This is a genomic window from Gordonia paraffinivorans, from assembly GCF_900683595.1.
Lineage (GTDB): Bacteria > Actinomycetota > Actinomycetes > Mycobacteriales > Mycobacteriaceae > Gordonia > Gordonia paraffinivorans.
In genome coordinates this window covers 718956-735799 of record NZ_CAACYD010000007.1, presented here as the reverse complement: position 1 = coordinate 735799, position 16844 = coordinate 718956, and the positions used below count along the sequence as shown (strand labels likewise).

The following is a 16844-nucleotide window of genomic DNA, read 5'->3' as shown; positions in this document are numbered from 1 at the left end:
GTCCAGACATGGCCACGAATCCGCGCCGAGTCCGTGGACGGAGGGGCTTTCGTCGAGCCCCGTGTCTGACCCGCGAGTGATCTCCCATCCCGTGATCCACCGCAACCCGGGGCCGACGACGGACCCGGCAGCCGACCGGGCGAGGTCCCGAGCGGTTGCCGTCCTCGTGACCACCGTCGCCCTGGCCGTCGTCGTGCTGCTCGGAATGACGAGTTGCTCGCCGGAGATACCGGCCGCCGAATCCGAGACGCCCGGTCCCCGGGTCCAGGCGACCCCGACCGGTCTCATGCTCGACGACAGCCCGTGGTGGCCGATCGGGCTCAACGCGTACCAACCGGGAACCGACTGGTCGGTCAACGAGGGATGCGGCGCCGAGGTCGATCTCGACGCCTACTTCGCTGCGCTGCCGCCCCGTTCGCTCACCCGTTTCAACCTCTACTCGTCGTTCGTGGTCGACAAGAACACGGGGATGCTCGACTTCGGGCCGCTCGGCCGTGTCTTCCAGGCGGCGGCGCGCCACGAGCAACTGGTCCTCCCCGTGTTGACCGGCGTGTCGGGAGTCTGTGAGGACGACGAGTTCAAGGACTACGACTTCTACGCCGGAGAGTGGGAGACCCGCGCCCTGACGCACGGCCTGACCTTCGCCGACCGGGTCGAGACGGCGGTCACCCGCTGGCGCGAGGAGCGGACAGTCGCGGGTTGGGAGCTCGTCGGCGAGCCGGAGGCCAGCAAGTGCGGCGCCTCGTGCGAGTGGGTGGACCGCACGTGCCCGCACGACGCCACCCCCGTGCTCCGCAGGTTCTTCGATCGCGCCGGCGCGCACCTGCGACAGTTCGACCCCGAACGGCCGATCTTCGCCGGCCTGGTCGGCGGCGACCAGTGCGGCCTGGCGGGCGACGGATACGCACAGGTGAGCCGCTCCACCGGGATCGACGTCCTCGACTACCACGCCTACGAGAGCGTGGGCGATCCCGACGGCGGACCCCGGGGCAGCAACCTGCGCGCCCGCATCGAGCAGGCACGAGAACTCGGCAAACCCCTGGTGGTCAACGAGATCGGCATCGAGGCGGGCTCATGCCTGTCGGTGACGGAGCGGGCACGCCGGTTCGACGCCGCCATCACCCGGCAGCGCGAGGCCGGGACAGCGGGCGCCCTGCTGTGGTCGTATGTGCCCGACCCGCGGCACCAGGACTGCACCTACGACATCGGCCCGTCGGATCCGGCGTGGAAGATGCTGCACGAGAGCGCTTCCCGGTTCAGCGGGTGACCCCGACCGGTATCGCCGCCTACCGCACGATCTCGTACACCCGCCAGTCCGGCTGGTCGACGCCCTGGTTCCGGGCCTCGAGGACCAGCGCGCCTATCTGGGCGCCGTTGTCGTACATCGTCGGATAACGCTGGTTGATCGCGTCCGACGCGCCGCGCCCCTCGTTCGGGACGGTCAGGAAGTACTTCACCCCGCCGCCGGCCGGGTTCTCGAGCAGCGCGGTGAAGTCCCGGTCCGACGGGATGACGAACTGCTTCGGCCGCGCGGACTGGACCACCACGGCGAATCCGTAGACCGTGTCGGTCAGCACCGAACCGTCGGGAGGTCGAGCGAGTCCAGGTACTCGGCGAGCGCCCGCTCGGTGGAGAAGGTGCGCACGACGCGTTGCTCGTCCAGGTACTTCGGATCGACGGAGTCCGGCTGCGGGTCTACGACCGACGCGAGCGCGAACTCCTGCGGCGCGTACTTGGGCGATGTCATCCCCTCGGCGGTCACCGGCAGCGCCACGAGACTCGCGATCACCGCCAGGGTCGCGGCGAGCCGGTAGCGGAGGGCCGATGGGTGCGGGAGGGTCCCGGGGATGTCCGCGTGGGCGCCCAGGCGCCGCACCGGTATGGGCGCCCGCCGCGGCACCGACAACAGGGCGAGGATCGCGGCGAGGACGGTCACCGTCATGTAGAAGCGCAGGAAGCCGAACGCCGATCCGCGGGCGTAGGTGAGCACCTGGAACGCCAGCACGGCCACGATCATCAGGCACGGCGCCAGCGGGGCCAGCCGGTGCCTGCGTGCCCGGTACGCGATGACGACGAGCGCGAGCAGCGGCAACAGCGGAGCCAGGATCAGCATCTCCATCGCGGAGAACCCCAACGCCTCGGAGGTCGCCGACGAGCCCGACCCGCCCGACTGCGCGATGATGGCCGCGTTGCCGTACTCGGACGTGAACTGCGCGAACGCGTCTCCGGTGATCAGCCAGCCCGTCGCCGCCCAGACGACGAACGCGAGCGCGGCCGGCGCGACGACGATGGTGACGTCGACGAGGGCCCGCGGAATCCGCTTGCGGGGGTCACGCCGCCGGTACGTGATCCATCCGACGACGGCCCCGGCGGCCAACGCCGCCGCGCCGCCGTCGTAGCGGGTGAGGTATGACAGCGCCAGCGCGATGCCCGCGACGACGAGCTCGTGCACGTCGTCGGTGGACACCCACCGGATCAGACGACGCGCTGCCCAGGCGAGGAAGAACAGGTACCGCCGCGACCCGTGTCCGTCCGAACCACCGATTCCCCGTCACGTCGCCGCGCCACCCGTCCGTCACTCAGACGATTCAGAACCCTGACTTGCCATCGTCAAACCTAGACCATCCCGAGATGTCCCCTGACCGATGGACACGGTGCTGATGTTCCCGGTCACGAAATTGCGGGGCGTCCGTCCGACAGATTTCGATTCTCCAACGATCCCTCCGGCCGGCAGGCGACTCTGCGACCATTGCGGCGACACACATCTGCACATCTGCGTCGAGGGAGCGTCATGCGACCGGTACTCGTGGGCGAGGAGGTCGACGGCGGCGTCTACGTGAAGGTCGCCGGGTCGACGATCTGGCATTTCTGCGGCGGCGACCCACAGGGCGTCCCGACCGTGCTGCTGCACGGCCTGTTCGCCTCGGCCGCGACATGGGGCGCGCAGGTGACCGACTTCGTCGACGCGGGGTTGCGCGTCTACCTGCCCGAACGCCCCGGGCACGGGCACAGCCCGGACGTGCCCGGCGAGTACACGTTCGCGACGATCCTCGAGCGGACCGTCGACTACCTGGAGACCGTGGTCGGGACCCGCGCCAACCTGGTCGGCTGGGCCGACGGCGCTGTCGTCGCGCTGCTCGTCGCACGGGAGCGACCCGACCTGGTCAACCGCGTGGTGTACGTCAACGGCTACCTGAACAGCAGCGGCCGGCACACCGACGAGTTCGTCGAGCTCGTGCTGCGCCGAAACCCCGAGACCATCGACTACCTGCGCCAGCACCACGACGCGACCTCGCCCGACGGGCCCGAGCACTTCGGCGTCGTCTTCGACAAGACACTGCGCATGATCACCACCGAGCCCGAGTACCCGGTCCGCGATTTCGCCGGCGTCGAAGCGCCGACCCTGGTGGTCATGGCCGATCGCGGCATCGTGCGGGTGGAACACGCCCTGGAGATCGTCCGGGCCCTGCCGAAGGCGCGGTTCGCGGTGCTGCCCGGGACGCATATCATGCCGGTGGAGTCGCCGGAGCTGTTCAATCCGCTGGTGCTGAACTTCCTCGCGGCGGACCCGCCGACCGAGTGGCTGCCCGGCTGAGGCCCGCCTGCTGCGGGCCGGTCACGAGCCGGCGGGAGCGTGCACCCGGTACCAGGCCTGGCGTCGCAGGGTGTCCGGGTCGGCGACGACGTGGTCGGGATCGTCGATGACCAGCACCTTGCGGTCGGCGGTCGTGTAGACCGGCCATCCGAGACCCGGGTCGCCGTTGCGGGCGACGTTGCCCCAGCGGGCCTGGACGTTTTCGGTGACGCGCCGCGTCCCGGGCCAGTCCGCGACGGCCAGGCCGGCACCCAGCGGGGCCCGGTAGGCGCCGAACACGGTGAACAGCTCGGTGGCGTGCGTGGCCCCGAACCCGGTGGCCTCCAACACCTTCGTGCGGTAGTCGTAGCGGTACACGTACGTCGGCGCGACCCTGCTGTGGCCGTCGGCGAAGGCGGTCATCGGGGCCCAGAAGATGGAGTCGCCGGCCAGTCGGATGCGGTCGCGGTCGCCGTTGTCGTAGTGCGCCGCGATCTCCCTGCGGACCTCCTCGTCCTCGACGCGCATCAGGGTTCGCTCGGCGTCGGGCAGCACCTTCCAGAGCTTGGCGAAGAGGTTCGCCTCGTCCTTGTTGCTGCCGATGACGAGCGGCACCGGGATCGTCAGTCCCCCGGTCGCCGCGTCGAGGGGCGACCGCGGCAGCACCTCGCCGTCGACGACGGGTGCGAACGGGATCGCCCCGCCGGAGGCGTGCATGGCGAACCGCATCAGCTTGTTTCCGGCGTCGAGCAGCCGGGCGGGGTTCGGGTCGGTGAGCAGACGCTGCGCCTCGGCCGGGTCGACGGGTTCCTCGTCGCGCTCCATCCGGGTGTGCCGGCGCTGCGGGTCGCGCAGGATGCGCACGAACTCGTCGGCGTAGACGGTCGCGTCGGACTGCTCGACGATCAGTTCCGGCGCCGGGCTCTGGGCGATCGCCTGATGGAACAGGCCGGTGGCCGCGGGTGCGGACAGCAGGGCGAGGACCGACGTCCCGCCGGCGCTCTCCCCGAACACGGTCACGTTGTCGGGGTCGCCGCCGAACGCGGCGATGTTCTCCTTGACCCACTGCAGCGCGGCGATCTGGTCGAGCAGGCCGACGTTGGCGTCGAACGGCCGGTCCTCGGTGGCGAACTGCGAGAGGTCGAGGAAGCCGAACGGGCCGAACCGGTACTGGACGGTGACCACGACGACGTCCTGCGCGCGGGCGAGGAACGCGCCGTCGTAGAGCGGGGTCGCGGCGGTGCCGAGGATGAAGGCGCCGCCGTGGATGAACACCATCACCGGGCGAGGCCGGCTCGAGGCCACCTCCGGGGAGAACACGTTGAGGGTCAGGCAGTCCTCGCTCATGGGCGCGAACTTGCCCGGGGCCACCGCGGTGAAGCGCTTCTCCTGGATCGCGGCCTTCGCGATCCTCGTGCAGTCGCGGACGCCCGGCCAGTCGTGGGCGGGTTGCGGGGCCCGGAAGCGACGGTGTGCGACCGGCGGTGCGGCGAACGGTATCCCCCGCCAGCTGATCGTCCCGCGACGCAGCCGCTTCCCCCGGGCGCCACCGACGACGCCGTTGACCGTGGTGACCTTGGTGTCGAGCAGTGCCATACCCACACCGTAGACGAATCGGGCGAATCGTCCGGCCGCTCGCGACATCCACGGATCGCGCGTACCGCCGCCACTGCAGGGGCCGTCGCGGCCGGACCTAGAATGTGAGCCATGACCGCCGACCGGGCGCACGCCGTCATCGACCTCAACGCCGACCTCGGCGAGGGCGTCGGCGACGACGAGTCGATGCTGACGATCGTGACCTCCGCCAACGTGGCCTGCGGCTTCCACGCCGGGACGCCGGCCGAGTTGCTGGCGACCTGCCGGGCCGCGGTCGAGAAGGGCGTGCGCATCGGGGCGCAGGTGTCCTATCCGGACCGCGCGGGCTTCGGCCGCCGGTTCATGGAGATGACCTCGCACGACCTGATCGCCGACCTCGTCTACCAGATCGGCGCGCTCGAGGCGATCGCGAAGTCGGTCGGCGGCACCGTGTCCTACGTGAAACCGCATGGGGCACTGTACAACACGGTGGTCCACCACGAGCAGCAGGCGACCGCGGTGATCACCGCGATCCGCGACGTGGACCCCGGGCTGGCGGTGATGGGGCTGCCGAACTCGGAGGTCCTCGCCCGGGCCGAACGCGCCGGCCTGCCGATCATCGTCGAGGCCTTCGCCGACCGCGCCTACACCCCGGAGGGCATTCTCGTCCCGCGCACCCAACCCGGTGCGGTCCTGTCCGACAGCGACGAGATCGCCCGTCGCGTGGTCGATCTCGCGACGTCGGGCAGGCTGCGCGCGATCGACGGCTCGGTCATCGACGTCTCCGCCGACTCCATCTGCCTGCACGGCGACACCCCGGGCGCCGTCGAACACGCCCGGGCCGTCCGCGAGGCGCTCGCCGCGGCCGGTGTCGTGCTGGAGCCCTCGGCGCCCGGAAAGCGCTGAGCCGCAGCGCCTCCGCGTGACCTACCGCTGCCGACGCTGGCGGGCGAACTCGGCGAGCACCACACCCGCGGCCACCGATGCGTTGAGGCTCTCGACCTCGCCGGCCATCGGGATCGACAGGATCGAGTCGCAGTTCTCGCGGACCAGGCGGGAGAGGCCCTTGCCCTCCGAGCCGACGACGATCACGGTCGGGCCGGTGCCGTCGTAGTCGTCGAGGGACACGTCCCCGTCGGCGTCGAGGCCGACGAGCTGGGCGCCCGTCTCGGCCCACTCCTTGAGCGTGCGGTTGAGGTTGGTGGCCCGCGCGACCGGAAGACGTGCCGCCGCCCCGGCGCTCGTGCGCCACGCGACCGCGGTCACGCTCGCGCTGCGCCGCGCGGGGATCACCACGCCGTGCCCGCCGAAGGCCGCCACCGAGCGGATCACCGCGCCGAGATTGCGCGGGTCGGTGATGTTGTCGAGCGCCACCAGGAGCGGCGGCGTGCCGCTGGCCTGGGCGTCGGCCATCAGGTCGTCGGGGTGGGCGTACTCGTACTCCGGGACCTGCAGTGCGATGCCCTGGTGCATGCCGTTGGTCGAGATGCGGTCGAGTTCGGGCTTGGCGACCTCGAGGATCGAGATCCCCTGGTCGGCGGCGAGCTTGACGGCCTCGGCGATCCGCTCGTCGGGCTCGGTGCTGGCCACCAGATAGAGCGCCGTCGCGGGCACCTCGGCGCGCAGGCATTCGACGACGGGATTGCGTCCGAGGACGTACTCGGGGCCGTCCTCTTTGGCCCGCGGACGGGTGGTCTTCGCCTTGGATGCGGCCTTGGCCCGCTTGTGCGCGGGATGGTACGGACGGTCGACCGCCTTGGGGGTCGCCCCGCGCCCCTCGAGGCCGCGCCGGCGCTGGCCGCCGGAGCCGACGACCTGACCCTTCTTGGTCCCGGACTTGCGTACCGCGCCGCGGCGCTTGGAATTACCTGCCATCAGGCCTCACCCTTCAATGCCCACTGTGCACCGTCCGGGGTGTCGGTCACCTCGATACCGGCCTCGGCCAGGCGGTCGCGCACCGCGTCGGCGGTGGCCCAGTCCTTGGCCGCGCGCGCCTCGGCGCGCCGTTGCAGTTCCGCGCGCACCAGCACGTCGAGCGCCGCGGTCGCGGCCGACTCGTCGCCGGCGGTCGCCCACTGCGCGTCGAGCGGGTCGACGCCGAGGATGCCCATCATCGCGCGCACGCTCGACGCCGCGGCCAGCGCGGCCGCGCCGTCACCGCCCTCGAGCGCGGTGTTGCCCTCGCGGACGACGTTGTGCACGACGGCCAGCGCGGCCGGCACACCGAGGTCGTCGTCGAGCGCCTCGCCGAAGGCCGGGTCGATCTCGCCGACAGCCACCTCGCCCACCCGCGAGGAGACGCGCTGCAGGAACGACTCGACGCGCCGGTAGCCGGCGGCGGCCTCGGTGAGCGCGCCCGGGGAGTACTCGAGCATCGAACGGTAGTGGGCGCTGCCGAGGTAGTAGCGCAGTTCCACGGCACGGACGCGTTCGAGCATCGCGGGGATCGACACCACGTTGCCGAGCGACTTGCTCATCTTCTCGCCACCCATGGTGACCCAGCCGTTGTGCAGCCAGTAGCGCGCGAACGCGTCGCCCGCGCCGTGCGCCTGCGCGATCTCGTTCTCGTGGTGCGGGAAGACCAGATCCATGCCGCCGCAATGGATGTCGAACTCGGCGCCGAGGAGGCTGGTCGCCATCGCCGAGCACTCGAGGTGCCAGCCGGGCCGTCCGCGGCCCCACGGGGTGGGCCAGGATGGCTCGCCGGGCTTGGCGGCCTTCCACAGCGTGAAGTCGCGGTGGTCGCGCTTGCCGGTGCCGGCGCTCTCGCCCTGGTGCACGTCCTCGAGCTTGTGCCCGGAGAGCGCGCCGTAGTCGGGCAGGCTGCGCACGTCGAAGTAGACGTTCCCGTCGGCGGTGTAGGCGTGGCCCCGCTCGATCAGGCGCTCCATGTACTCGACCATCTGCGTGACGAAGCCGGTGGCCCGCGGCTCGCCGGACGGCGGCAGCACGCCGAGCGCGCGATAGGCGTCGTCGAAGGCCCGCTCGTGGGTCGCGGCCCACTCCCACCAGGGACGGCCGGCCTCGGCGGCCTTGCGGAGGATCTTGTCGTCGATGTCGGTCACGTTGCGGACGAACAAGACGTCGAGGCCCTTGTGGGCCAGCCAGCGACGGAGGATGTCGAAGGCGATGCCGCTGCGGACGTGTCCGATGTGGGGAACCCCCTGCACCGTGGCGCCACAGAGGTACACCGTCGCCTGGCCTGGGCGCAGCGGCACGAAGTCGCGCACCTCTCGGGAGCTGGTGTCATACAGGCGCAGGGTCACGACCGGCCATCCTACCGGACCGGGATCCGACGACCGCCCACACGAGGCACGCCCTCGGCGGCTCCGTCCGGCCCAGGCGACCTCACGGGCCGCCGGCGGAACCGCCCGCGCGCAGAACCGACCCGACCAGGGCGGTCATCTCGTCGAGGGTCCCGGCGAGCACCTGCACGGCACGCTCGGTGTCCGGGTAGCGGACGCGGACGTGGATGCCGTCCTCGTCGCGCCAGAACCACCACTGCGCGGTGTCGGTCGGCTTCTGGCACGACACCTGCCGGACCGTCACCTCGCCCGCGGGCGCCGGCACCCGCGTGTAGTCGACGTAGGACATCATGAAGACGTCGTTGCGGCTCGGCCGCAGGCGGTCTCCGTAGGCCGCGAAGACCGGCGTCAGCCCGATCCCGGCCAGCGGCAGGGCGTTCGCGAGGCGGTCGGTGTTGCGGGTCATGGCGGGCGCGAGGTCGCCGTCCGACCAGATCAGCAGCGGAGCATTGCCCACCGACCAGCAGACACACCCCGGTCCCGCCCCGGTGCCGGCCGGGACCACCGTCGCCACCTCCCGCGGGCCGCCGACGGCCCGGATCGCCTTGCCCGCGCAGCTGAGCAGCGCCGGGTAGGTGCGGGCGCCGACCCCGCGGACCGTCGCGGAGAACCGCGTCGCGTCCTCCGCCGACAGCAGGGTCCGGACCATCGTGCCCACCGGGAGCGCGGCACCGGTGGCCACGCCGAGGTCGAGCGGGAACTCCGGCACACGCCAGCCGGCGGCCGCCAGGAACCTCCCCCAGTCGGCGACGCGGGGATCGTCGGGCGGTACCGAAGCCTCCACCTCCGCCATCCGGCGTAGGGCATCGAGTCCCGACTCGGCGGGCGGCAGTCCGCGTCCGGCCGTCAGCTCGCAGATCTCCCACGTCAGCAGAGACAACGAGCGTGCGTCGACGTAGCAGTGGTCGAAGGCGCAGATCAGGGTCGTGCTGTCGGGCCGGATGACAGCGGCCAGGAAGTGCGGCAGCGGCCCGAACGGGTCGCAAGTCTCGCTGATCTCGCGCGCGAGCCGGGCCCCGAGGTCCCGTGCGTCGCGGTCTGGGCACGCCTCGTGCACGCCGGCCTCGACGGCGGCCGCGGGGTGGAGCAGGCGGGCGAAACCGGAGTCGGGCGTGCGCACGTAGTGGCCGCGCAGCACGTCATGACGGCCGACGACCTCGCCGACGACCGCTCCGAGCCGGTCCGGGTCGAGCGACTCCGGAAAGTCCAGCGTCAGCGCCATCCAGCCGGGCTGGCCGGCGGCCACCGCGGCGAGGTGGAATCGTTCGCTCTCCGAGATCGGGGTGCTCGTCCCCTCCGCCTCACCGACCGGAACCGGACGCCACCGAACGAGGTCGCCGGGCTCGACCTCCCACGATTCCGAACTCGAGAGCTTCATCGCCGCGCGTCGGGTCCCGCCGCCGACGCGCGGGCAACGTCGGTGGTGAGCACAGCGGCGGGTGAAATCCTCACGCGACGCTCACAGGTCGTCAAGGAGTGCGGTGGCGACGGCGGCGATGCCCTCGCCGCGGCCGGTCATGCCGAGGCCGTCGGTCGTGGTCGCCGACACCGAGACGGGACCGCCGAGCGCCGCCGACAGGACGTCCTGGGCCTCGGCGCGACGCGGACCGATCTTGGGACGGTTGCCGATGACCTGGACCGCGGCGTTCACCACACGGAGGTTCTCGGCAGCGATCAGCTCGGCGACGTGCCGGAGCATGGCGACGCCGGAGACGCCCTCCCATTCCGGCCGGCCGGTCCCGAAGACCGAGCCGACGTCGCCGAGACCGGCGGCCGAGAGGACGGCGTCACACAGGGCGTGGGCGCCGACGTCACCGTCGGAATGGCCTTCGCATCCGGCCTCGCCCGGGAAGTGCAGACCGACCATCCAGCACTCCGCGGACTCGTCGACCCGGTGGGCGTCGGTTCCGATGCCGACCCTCATCGCCGCTCCCCTGCCTCGGCGCTCTCCGACACGACGTCGCGGATGATCTTCAGGTCCCACGGGGTGGTGATCTTCATGGCGAGGGGGTCTCCAGGGACGACATGGACGTCGATGCCGCAGCGCTCGGCCAGGCCGGCGTCGTCGGTGGCGAGACCGGAGTCGTCGGCGTGGGCGCGCAGCAGCGCCTCCCGGGTGAATCCCTGAGGCGTCTGGACGGCGCGCAGCGGTTCTCGATCGACGGTGCGCTCGACGCGTTCGAGGCCCTCGTCGGAGGCGACGACCTGCTTGAGCGTGTCGGCCACGGGGAGGCCGGGGACGACCGCGGGGTGTCCGGAGGCGACCGCCTCGACGACCCGGGTGAAGACGTGCGCAGGCGTGAGTGGCCGCGCCGCGTCGTGGACGAGGAGGATGTCGGCGGCGTCGGCCGCGGCGATCCCGGCACGCACCGATTCCGACCGATGAGCGCCACCGGGCACGATCGTGACGTCCGGCAACAGCTCACGCGCACGGTCGACGAGGTCGGCCGGCACCACGACGACGATCGACGCATCCAGGGATTCCGGGATGTTGTCGACGCATCGTTCGATGATCGTCCGGCCGCACACGTCGACGAACGCCTTCGGCACCGGCTCGCCGAGTCGGGTGCCCGACCCGGCGGCCGGGATGATGACGCAGACTCCTGCGCCGGAACTCTCCGGCGTGGTGGTCACTGTGTGTTCTTTCCTGATCCAGGCGGACCCGATCAGGAGGCGGCGGCGAGAACCTCGTCGAGAATGCTGGCAGCCTTCTCGTCGTCGGTGTTCTGCGCGAGCGACAGCTCGTCGACGAGGACGCGACGGGCGCGGGTCAGCATGCGCTTCTCACCGGCCGAGAGTCCGCGGTCCTGCTCACGGCGCCAGAGATCGCGGACGATCTCCGCAACCTTGATGATGTCGCCGGAGATCAGCTTCTCCTGGTTCGCCTTGAACCGCCGCGCCCAGTTGGTCGGCTCTTCGGTGTGCGGGGCCCGCAGCACCTGGAACACCTGATCGAGACCCTCTTGCCCGACCACGTCGCGGACGCCCACATATTCCAACTTCGAGGAGGGAATCTGAACGGTCATGTCACCGTCGGCAACCTTGAGAACAAGGTATTCGATCTGCTCACCCTTGATGGTCCGGGTCACGATGTCCTCGACCCGAGCAGCACCGTGATGGGGGTAAACGACGGTGTCGCCAACTTTGAAATTCAATGTTCCTTGCCCCTTTCGAGTGATCCCAGTCTAGCACGGGCGTTCCGAGTGCCCCACCCAACGGTGCAGGTCACGGCGGTGAACCGGTTGCAGCACACGCTCTTCCGAGGTGGGCGGGGGTTCCGTAGCAGCGTGTCGCGGGTCACGCAAACCGGGCCGCGGGACAGGGCCCGCGGCGGACTCCCGCGGCACCCCGCCGAGGCGCCACGCGGTGCCGAATCGGGACCCCGGCGGACTTTTCCGCTCCGCGCCCACTACGCTGCGTAGTGCAGGGTTTCGCGCGCTGCAATTCGACTTCGTATGACCTGGGAGGATCGGGTGTCAGTGCTTCCATCATCCGCACGGCGGTCGGCGGTCCGGCCATCGCGTCTGGCCACCGCCGTTGCCACGATCGGCATCGCCGTCGCCCTGGGCACCACCGGTTGCGGTGCGGGGCAAGTCTCGCAGACCGCAAACCAGCTGCCCGCGGTGAACGGCGCGAACGTGAACATCGACGCACTGCAGCTGCGTGACGTGCAGATCCTCTACCCCGAGAAGGACGCCCCGACCGTGTTCGGCAACGGCGGGCCCTTCGAGGTCGCGTTCGTCATCGCCAACAGCGACCAGGTCGACTCCTACCGCCTCAAGTCGATCAAGCCGGAGAAGGGCACGATCGAGTTCACCGAGGGCGCCGACGCCGAAGCCCGCGTGATCGCGCCGGGCCAGGCCCTGCGCGGCGGCACCCCGGTCGGCGCGGCCCCGGCCGAGCAGAAGATCACCGCCGAGCTCACCGACGCTGGCAAGACCGTCGCCGCGGGCCTCACCACCAAGCTGACCTTCGCCTTCGAGAAGAAGGAGAACGGCAAGTGGGTCGACGCCGGTGAGGTCACCGTCGTCACCCCGGTCGACGCCGGCGCCAAGCTCGCGCGTCAGGACGTCCCGCGCAACGCGGAGCCGACGTTCTACAACCAGGAGCACGGCGAGGGCGGCCACGGCTCGGAGGGCCACAGCCCCGACGACGGCCACGACCACAGCGGGGACGAGCACGGCGAGGGCGGCGGCCACTGACCGACACCCCACGAAGACCGAGGACGAGGTCCGGCATCTGCCGGGCCTCGTCCTCTTTTCGCCGGACGGTCCGCGCCGTACCCGCCCGTGTCGGCCCGGTTCGATCCTGTCGGTGCCGACGCCTACTCTGACCGGGTGGCCAGAGCCAGATCGACATACCGCTGCACGGGCTGCGGCCATCAGGTCGCCAAATGGGTCGGACGCTGCCCCGAATGCAGCGAGTGGGGCACGATCGACGAGGTCGCGGCCATCCCGGCGTCGGCATCGTCACGCGCGACGGCCGCCGTCGCCCCGTCGAGCCCCGCGCTGCGCATCACCGAGGTCGACGCCGAGTCCACCGCCGCCGTCCCGACGGGGATCGGCGAGCTCGACCGCGTGCTCGGCCGGGGCGTCGTCCCCGGATCGGTCATCCTCCTCGCGGGCGAACCCGGCGTCGGCAAGTCGACGCTGCTGCTCGAGACCGTCAAGCACTGGGCCGCGAAGGACCGCGTCGCGCTGTACATCACCGGCGAGGAGTCGGCCGGGCAGGTCCGCATGCGCGCCGAACGCACCGGCGCGGTGCACCCGAACGTCTATCTGGCCGCCGAGACCGACCTCGCGACGATCCTCGGCCATGTGGACTCGGTACGGCCGTCGCTGATGATCGTCGACTCGGTGCAGACCGTGGTCGCCACCGGAACCGACGGCGTGACCGGCGGCGTCACCCAGATCCGCGCGGTGACCACCGCGCTGGTGTCGCTGGCGAAGAACCGGGGCATCGCGGTCATCCTGGTCGGCCACGTCACCAAGGAGGGCTCGGTCGCCGGGCCCCGTTCCCTCGAGCACCTCGTGGACGTGGTGCTGGCGTTCGAGGGCGACAAGCACTCCACGCTGCGCATGGTGCGCGGGGTGAAGAACCGCTTCGGCGCCGCCGACGAGGTCGGCTGCTTCGAGCAACGCGACGACGGCATCCACCAGGTGCCCGATCCGTCGGGAATCTTTCTGCACCAGCGTGATTCGGATGTCAGCGGCAGCGTCACGCTGGTGACCATGGACGGCAAGCGCGCACTCGTCGGCGAGATCCAGGCACTGGCCAACTCCACCGAGATGAACATCCCGCGCCGCGCGGTGTCCGGTCTCGACATGAACCGGGTCTCGATGGTCCTCGCGGTGCTGCAGGCGCGCGCCGGACGCAGAGAGATCGCCAAGTCGGAGGTGTACCTGTCCACCGTGGGCGGCATGAAGGTCACCGAGCCGGCCGCCGACCTCGCGATCGCGCTCGCCGTCTACTCCACGCTCACCAACAAGCCCATCCCGCAGTCCACGGTGGTCGTCGGCGAGGTCGGCCTCGGCGGTGAGATCCGGCGGGTGTCGGGGGTCGCGCGGCGCCTGGCGGAGGCGAAGCGGCTCGGCTTCCGGGAGGCGATCATCCCGGCCGCGACCGACGAGGTCCTGCCGAAGGGCATCCGGGTCCTCCGGGTCGCCACCCTCGGCGACGCAGTGCATCTACGGGACTCGACGCCGATCGACGCCCCCTTCTGAGGGGCGCCGCGACCGGGGTCGGCCGAGCGGAGGGCACCCGGCCGCGAGTCGAGGATCGCTCAGAGCTGGGGCTTGCCCGCCTTGAACTCGTCGGCCCTGGCGCTGCGCTCGACGTGCTCGGCGAAATGCTTGCGCGCGTCGATGGTCACGAAGATGCCGTGGGCGCGGGCCACCGGCGTGGTCGGATCACCAAGGTGCGCAACGCCTTCGGTGTAGATCTTGCGCCCCTGCTTGCCGAGGATCTCCGCGCGCAGGTGTAGCGTCTCGCCGACCGGGATGGGTCGCATGAAGTCGACCTGGAGATGCACCGTGACCGCCGCCGGGCCGATCAGGCGCGGCGTCATCCCCATGACGTCGTCGAAGGCGCTGCAGAGGATGCCGCCGTGGATCACGCCGGGCCCGCCCTCCATCCAATGCTCGACGGGCATCTCTGCGACGACGCTGAAACCCTCACCCGCGAACATCTCGAGGTGCAGGCCCCGCGGCGACTGCTCGCCGCATCCGAAGCACACCATGTTGTGCGGGCGCATCGGCTCCCCGGGGCGGGACGTCTTCGGGTGGCGCACGAGCTCGTCGAGCTCCTCGGGCACCACGAAACTGCTGCTCTTCACACCCCGGTACCCTAGTCACCGTTGTGCCGACCGGCGCCGCGGGGCGTCGTCCTCCGGACACGCTCCGGTTGCCAGAAGGGAAGACATGGTCACCGAGGCGATGAAGTCCGACCTCATGCGCGAGACGCTGGCGCGCGTCGCGCCGGGCACGCCGCTGCGCGACGGGCTCGAGCGCATCCTGCGCGGCGGCACCGGCGCGCTCATCGTGCTCGGCCATGACTCCGACGTGGAGAAGATCTGCGACGGCGGCTTCCATCTCGACGTCGAGTTCGCCCCCACCCGACTGCGGGAGCTGGCGAAGATGGACGGAGCAGTCGTGCTGTCCACCGACGGCAAGCGGATCGTGCGCGCGAACGTCCAACTGGTCCCCGATCCGTCGATCCCGACCGAGGAGTCCGGCACCCGCCACCGCAACGCCGAGCGCACCGCCATCCAGACCGGGCACCCGGTCATCTCGGTGAGCGCGTCGATGTCCATCGTCAGCGTCTACGTGGACGGCGTCCGGCGCGTCGTCGAGAGCCCCGACCCGATCCTGTCACGCGCGAACGTCGCCCTGGCGACGCTCGAGCGCTACAAGGTCCGCCTCGACGAGGTGATCGCGGCGCTCTCGCGGGCCGAGATCGAGGACTACGTGCTGCTGCGCGATGCGATGACCGCCGCCCAGCGCATGGAGATGGTCCGTCGCGTGTCGGTCGAGATCGAGGAGTATGTCCTGGAGCTCGGCACCAACGGCCGCCAGGTCAGCCTCCAGCTCGAGGAGCTCATCAGCGACAACGACACGATGCGCGAGCTCCTCGTCCGCGATTACTACGCCAGCCCCGAGCCGGCGACCACCGAGGACGTGCGCCAGGCACTCGAGGCGATCGAGGAGCTCAGCGACGCCGACCTCCTCGACCTCACCCAGCTGGCCGGAGCCTTCGGATACCCGACGACGATCGAGGCGCAGGACACCGCGATGAGCCCGCGCGGCTACCGGCTGCTCGCCCGCATCTCGCGGCTGCAGTTCGCCCACGTGGACCGGCTCGTCCGCAGCTTCGGAACGCTCCAGGCGCTGCTGGCCAGCACGTCGGCGGACCTGCAGGCCGTCGAGGGCATCGGCAGCATCTGGGCGCGCCACATCCGCGAGGGGCTGTCACGGCTCGCCGAGACCAGCATCGAGCGGTACGACTAGAACCGTCCGTCCCGGACACCGCACCGCTTTTCTGCACCCGCAGGGCACGGCAGCACCGTCGGCAGGACGTCCCCGGGCCGAGGTGACCGACCCGGGAACACCGGGGATCAGGGCTGCTCGGCGGGCGCCACGAAGTTGAACGTGATCGGGAACGACTCGCGCTCGCCCATCTTGCCGATGGCCGAGTAGGAGCCGGGCGGCACCTGGGTGCGCGGACGCTCACAACCCGGGCTGCTGGTGGTGCCCGACCAGGTGATCGTGTCCTTCACCTGCTGAGCAGGCTTGAGGACCACGTTGTCGACCGTGTTGATCGGGGAACAGTCGCGCGCCGACCACAGGGTGCGCGCACCGTCGAGGGTCCGCACGATCACGTTCTGGGCGGCCTTGCCCACGTCGCGCGTGCACTCCGAGAGACCGGCGTTGGTGGTGACGATGGTGAAGACCGGCTGCTGGCCGACCGTGTAGGTCGGCTTGTCGGTGTAGAGCACCACCGAGATCGCCTGGTCCGGGCACAGGTTGGGCCCGGGCGGGCCGCCTGCGGCGCCGGCCGGGTCCGCCGACTGCGGCGGGACCGGGGTGGAGGCTGGTGCTCCGCCGGGCGCTCCCCCACCTGCGGGCGCACCTCCGCCGGACCCTCCTGCACCGGCGCCGCCGGCGGGCGGTTCGGACTCGGGCGCGGGTTCCGACGACGGGGCGGCGCTGGTCGACGCCGACGCGGTGGACGCGGTGTTCTGCGGTTCCTCACCGCCGTTGCCGGTGAGCCAGACGATCAGCGCGACGACCAGCCCCACGATGACCACGGCGCCACCCGCGGCGACGATGCGGCGTCGCCAGTAGATCTCGGGTGGCAGTGGGCCCTGGGGTTCGATCACGAACACAACGCTA

15 protein-coding genes and 1 pseudogene are annotated in these 16844 nt (G+C 71.0%); 6 read left to right on the top strand and 10 right to left on the bottom strand.

Annotated features, from left to right (window positions below; translation table 11 throughout):
* Positions 1–76 precede the first annotated feature (76 nt).
* Entirely contained in the window at positions 77–1267 is a 1191-nt protein-coding gene (locus E1P53_RS16335) for a beta-mannosidase (protein ID WP_131735363.1), read from the top strand.
* Between the two features lie 19 nt (positions 1268–1286).
* Here the strand turns inward: E1P53_RS16335 and E1P53_RS16330 are convergent.
* Positions 1287–2515, bottom strand: a pseudogene (locus E1P53_RS16330) (ABC transporter); the annotation flags it as partial.
* A gap of 276 nt (positions 2516–2791) precedes the next feature.
* Between E1P53_RS16330 and E1P53_RS16325 the strand changes: the two are divergent.
* The gene (locus E1P53_RS16325; RefSeq protein WP_131734927.1) at positions 2792–3595 is read left to right on the top strand and encodes an alpha/beta fold hydrolase; all 804 of its coding nucleotides are present in this window, start codon (positions 2792–2794) and stop codon (positions 3593–3595) included.
* 21 nt (positions 3596–3616) lie between these two features.
* Here the strand turns inward: E1P53_RS16325 and E1P53_RS16320 are convergent, their stop codons facing one another.
* Positions 3617–5170 (bottom strand): carboxylesterase/lipase family protein, encoded by a 1554-nt coding sequence (locus tag E1P53_RS16320; protein WP_131734926.1) that lies wholly within the window; start codon positions 5168–5170, stop codon positions 3617–3619.
* A gap of 111 nt (positions 5171–5281) precedes the next feature.
* Between E1P53_RS16320 and E1P53_RS16315 the strand changes: the two genes are divergently transcribed.
* Positions 5282–6055, top strand: a complete 774-nt coding sequence (locus tag E1P53_RS16315) for a LamB/YcsF family protein (RefSeq protein WP_131734925.1) — start codon at positions 5282–5284, stop codon at positions 6053–6055.
* A gap of 21 nt (positions 6056–6076) precedes the next feature.
* Here E1P53_RS16315 and rlmB read toward each other — a convergent pair whose 3' ends face one another.
* The 6 genes from rlmB to E1P53_RS16285 all read right to left on the bottom strand — a co-directional run bounded on the left by rlmB (position 6077) and on the right by E1P53_RS16285 (position 11609).
* Positions 6077–7024, bottom strand: a complete 948-nt coding sequence (gene rlmB / locus E1P53_RS16310; protein ID WP_006899037.1) for a 23S rRNA (guanosine(2251)-2'-O)-methyltransferase RlmB — start codon at positions 7022–7024, stop codon at positions 6077–6079.
* Entirely contained in the window at positions 7024–8415 is a 1392-nt protein-coding gene (cysS, locus tag E1P53_RS16305; RefSeq protein WP_109238152.1) for a cysteine--tRNA ligase, read from the bottom strand. The genes rlmB and cysS overlap by 1 nt, the downstream gene beginning before the upstream one ends.
* 82 nt (positions 8416–8497) lie before the next feature.
* Positions 8498–9832 carry a condensation domain-containing protein gene (locus E1P53_RS16300; protein ID WP_131734924.1) on the bottom strand — a complete coding sequence of 445 codons (1335 nt, stop codon included), beginning with the start codon at positions 9830–9832 and terminating at the stop codon, positions 8498–8500.
* 81 nt (positions 9833–9913) lie between these two features.
* A complete protein-coding gene (gene ispF, locus E1P53_RS16295; protein WP_109238154.1) occupies positions 9914–10378 on the bottom strand; it encodes a 2-C-methyl-D-erythritol 2,4-cyclodiphosphate synthase in 465 nt (154 codons plus the stop codon).
* Entirely contained in the window at positions 10375–11088 is a 714-nt protein-coding gene (gene ispD, locus E1P53_RS16290; RefSeq protein ID WP_131734923.1) for a 2-C-methyl-D-erythritol 4-phosphate cytidylyltransferase, read from the bottom strand. The genes ispF and ispD overlap by 4 nt, the downstream gene beginning before the upstream one ends.
* A gap of 32 nt (positions 11089–11120) precedes the next feature.
* Positions 11121–11609 (bottom strand): CarD family transcriptional regulator, encoded by a 489-nt coding sequence (locus tag E1P53_RS16285; protein WP_006899032.1) that lies wholly within the window; start codon positions 11607–11609, stop codon positions 11121–11123.
* Positions 11610–11933: 324 nt separating this feature from the next.
* Between E1P53_RS16285 and E1P53_RS16280 the strand changes: the two genes are divergently transcribed.
* Entirely contained in the window at positions 11934–12656 is a 723-nt protein-coding gene (locus E1P53_RS16280) for a copper chaperone PCu(A)C domain-containing protein (RefSeq protein WP_109238298.1), read from the top strand.
* A gap of 135 nt (positions 12657–12791) precedes the next feature.
* The gene (gene radA, locus E1P53_RS16275) at positions 12792–14177 is read left to right on the top strand and encodes a DNA repair protein RadA (protein WP_131734922.1); all 1386 of its coding nucleotides are present in this window, start codon (positions 12792–12794) and stop codon (positions 14175–14177) included.
* 59 nt (positions 14178–14236) lie between these two features.
* On the opposite strand, the gene E1P53_RS16270 is transcribed toward radA, so the two are convergent.
* Positions 14237–14767, bottom strand: a complete 531-nt coding sequence (locus tag E1P53_RS16270) for a PaaI family thioesterase (protein WP_131735362.1) — start codon at positions 14765–14767, stop codon at positions 14237–14239.
* Positions 14768–14873: 106 nt separating this feature from the next.
* Between E1P53_RS16270 and disA the strand changes: the two genes are divergently transcribed.
* The gene (gene disA, locus E1P53_RS16265) at positions 14874–15959 is read left to right on the top strand and encodes a DNA integrity scanning diadenylate cyclase DisA (RefSeq protein ID WP_109238156.1); all 1086 of its coding nucleotides are present in this window, start codon (positions 14874–14876) and stop codon (positions 15957–15959) included.
* Between the two features lie 107 nt (positions 15960–16066).
* On the opposite strand, the gene E1P53_RS16260 is transcribed toward disA, so the two are convergent.
* A complete protein-coding gene (locus tag E1P53_RS16260; protein WP_131734921.1) occupies positions 16067–16831 on the bottom strand; it encodes a hypothetical protein in 765 nt (254 codons plus the stop codon).
* Between the last annotated feature and the right edge of the window lie 13 nt (positions 16832–16844).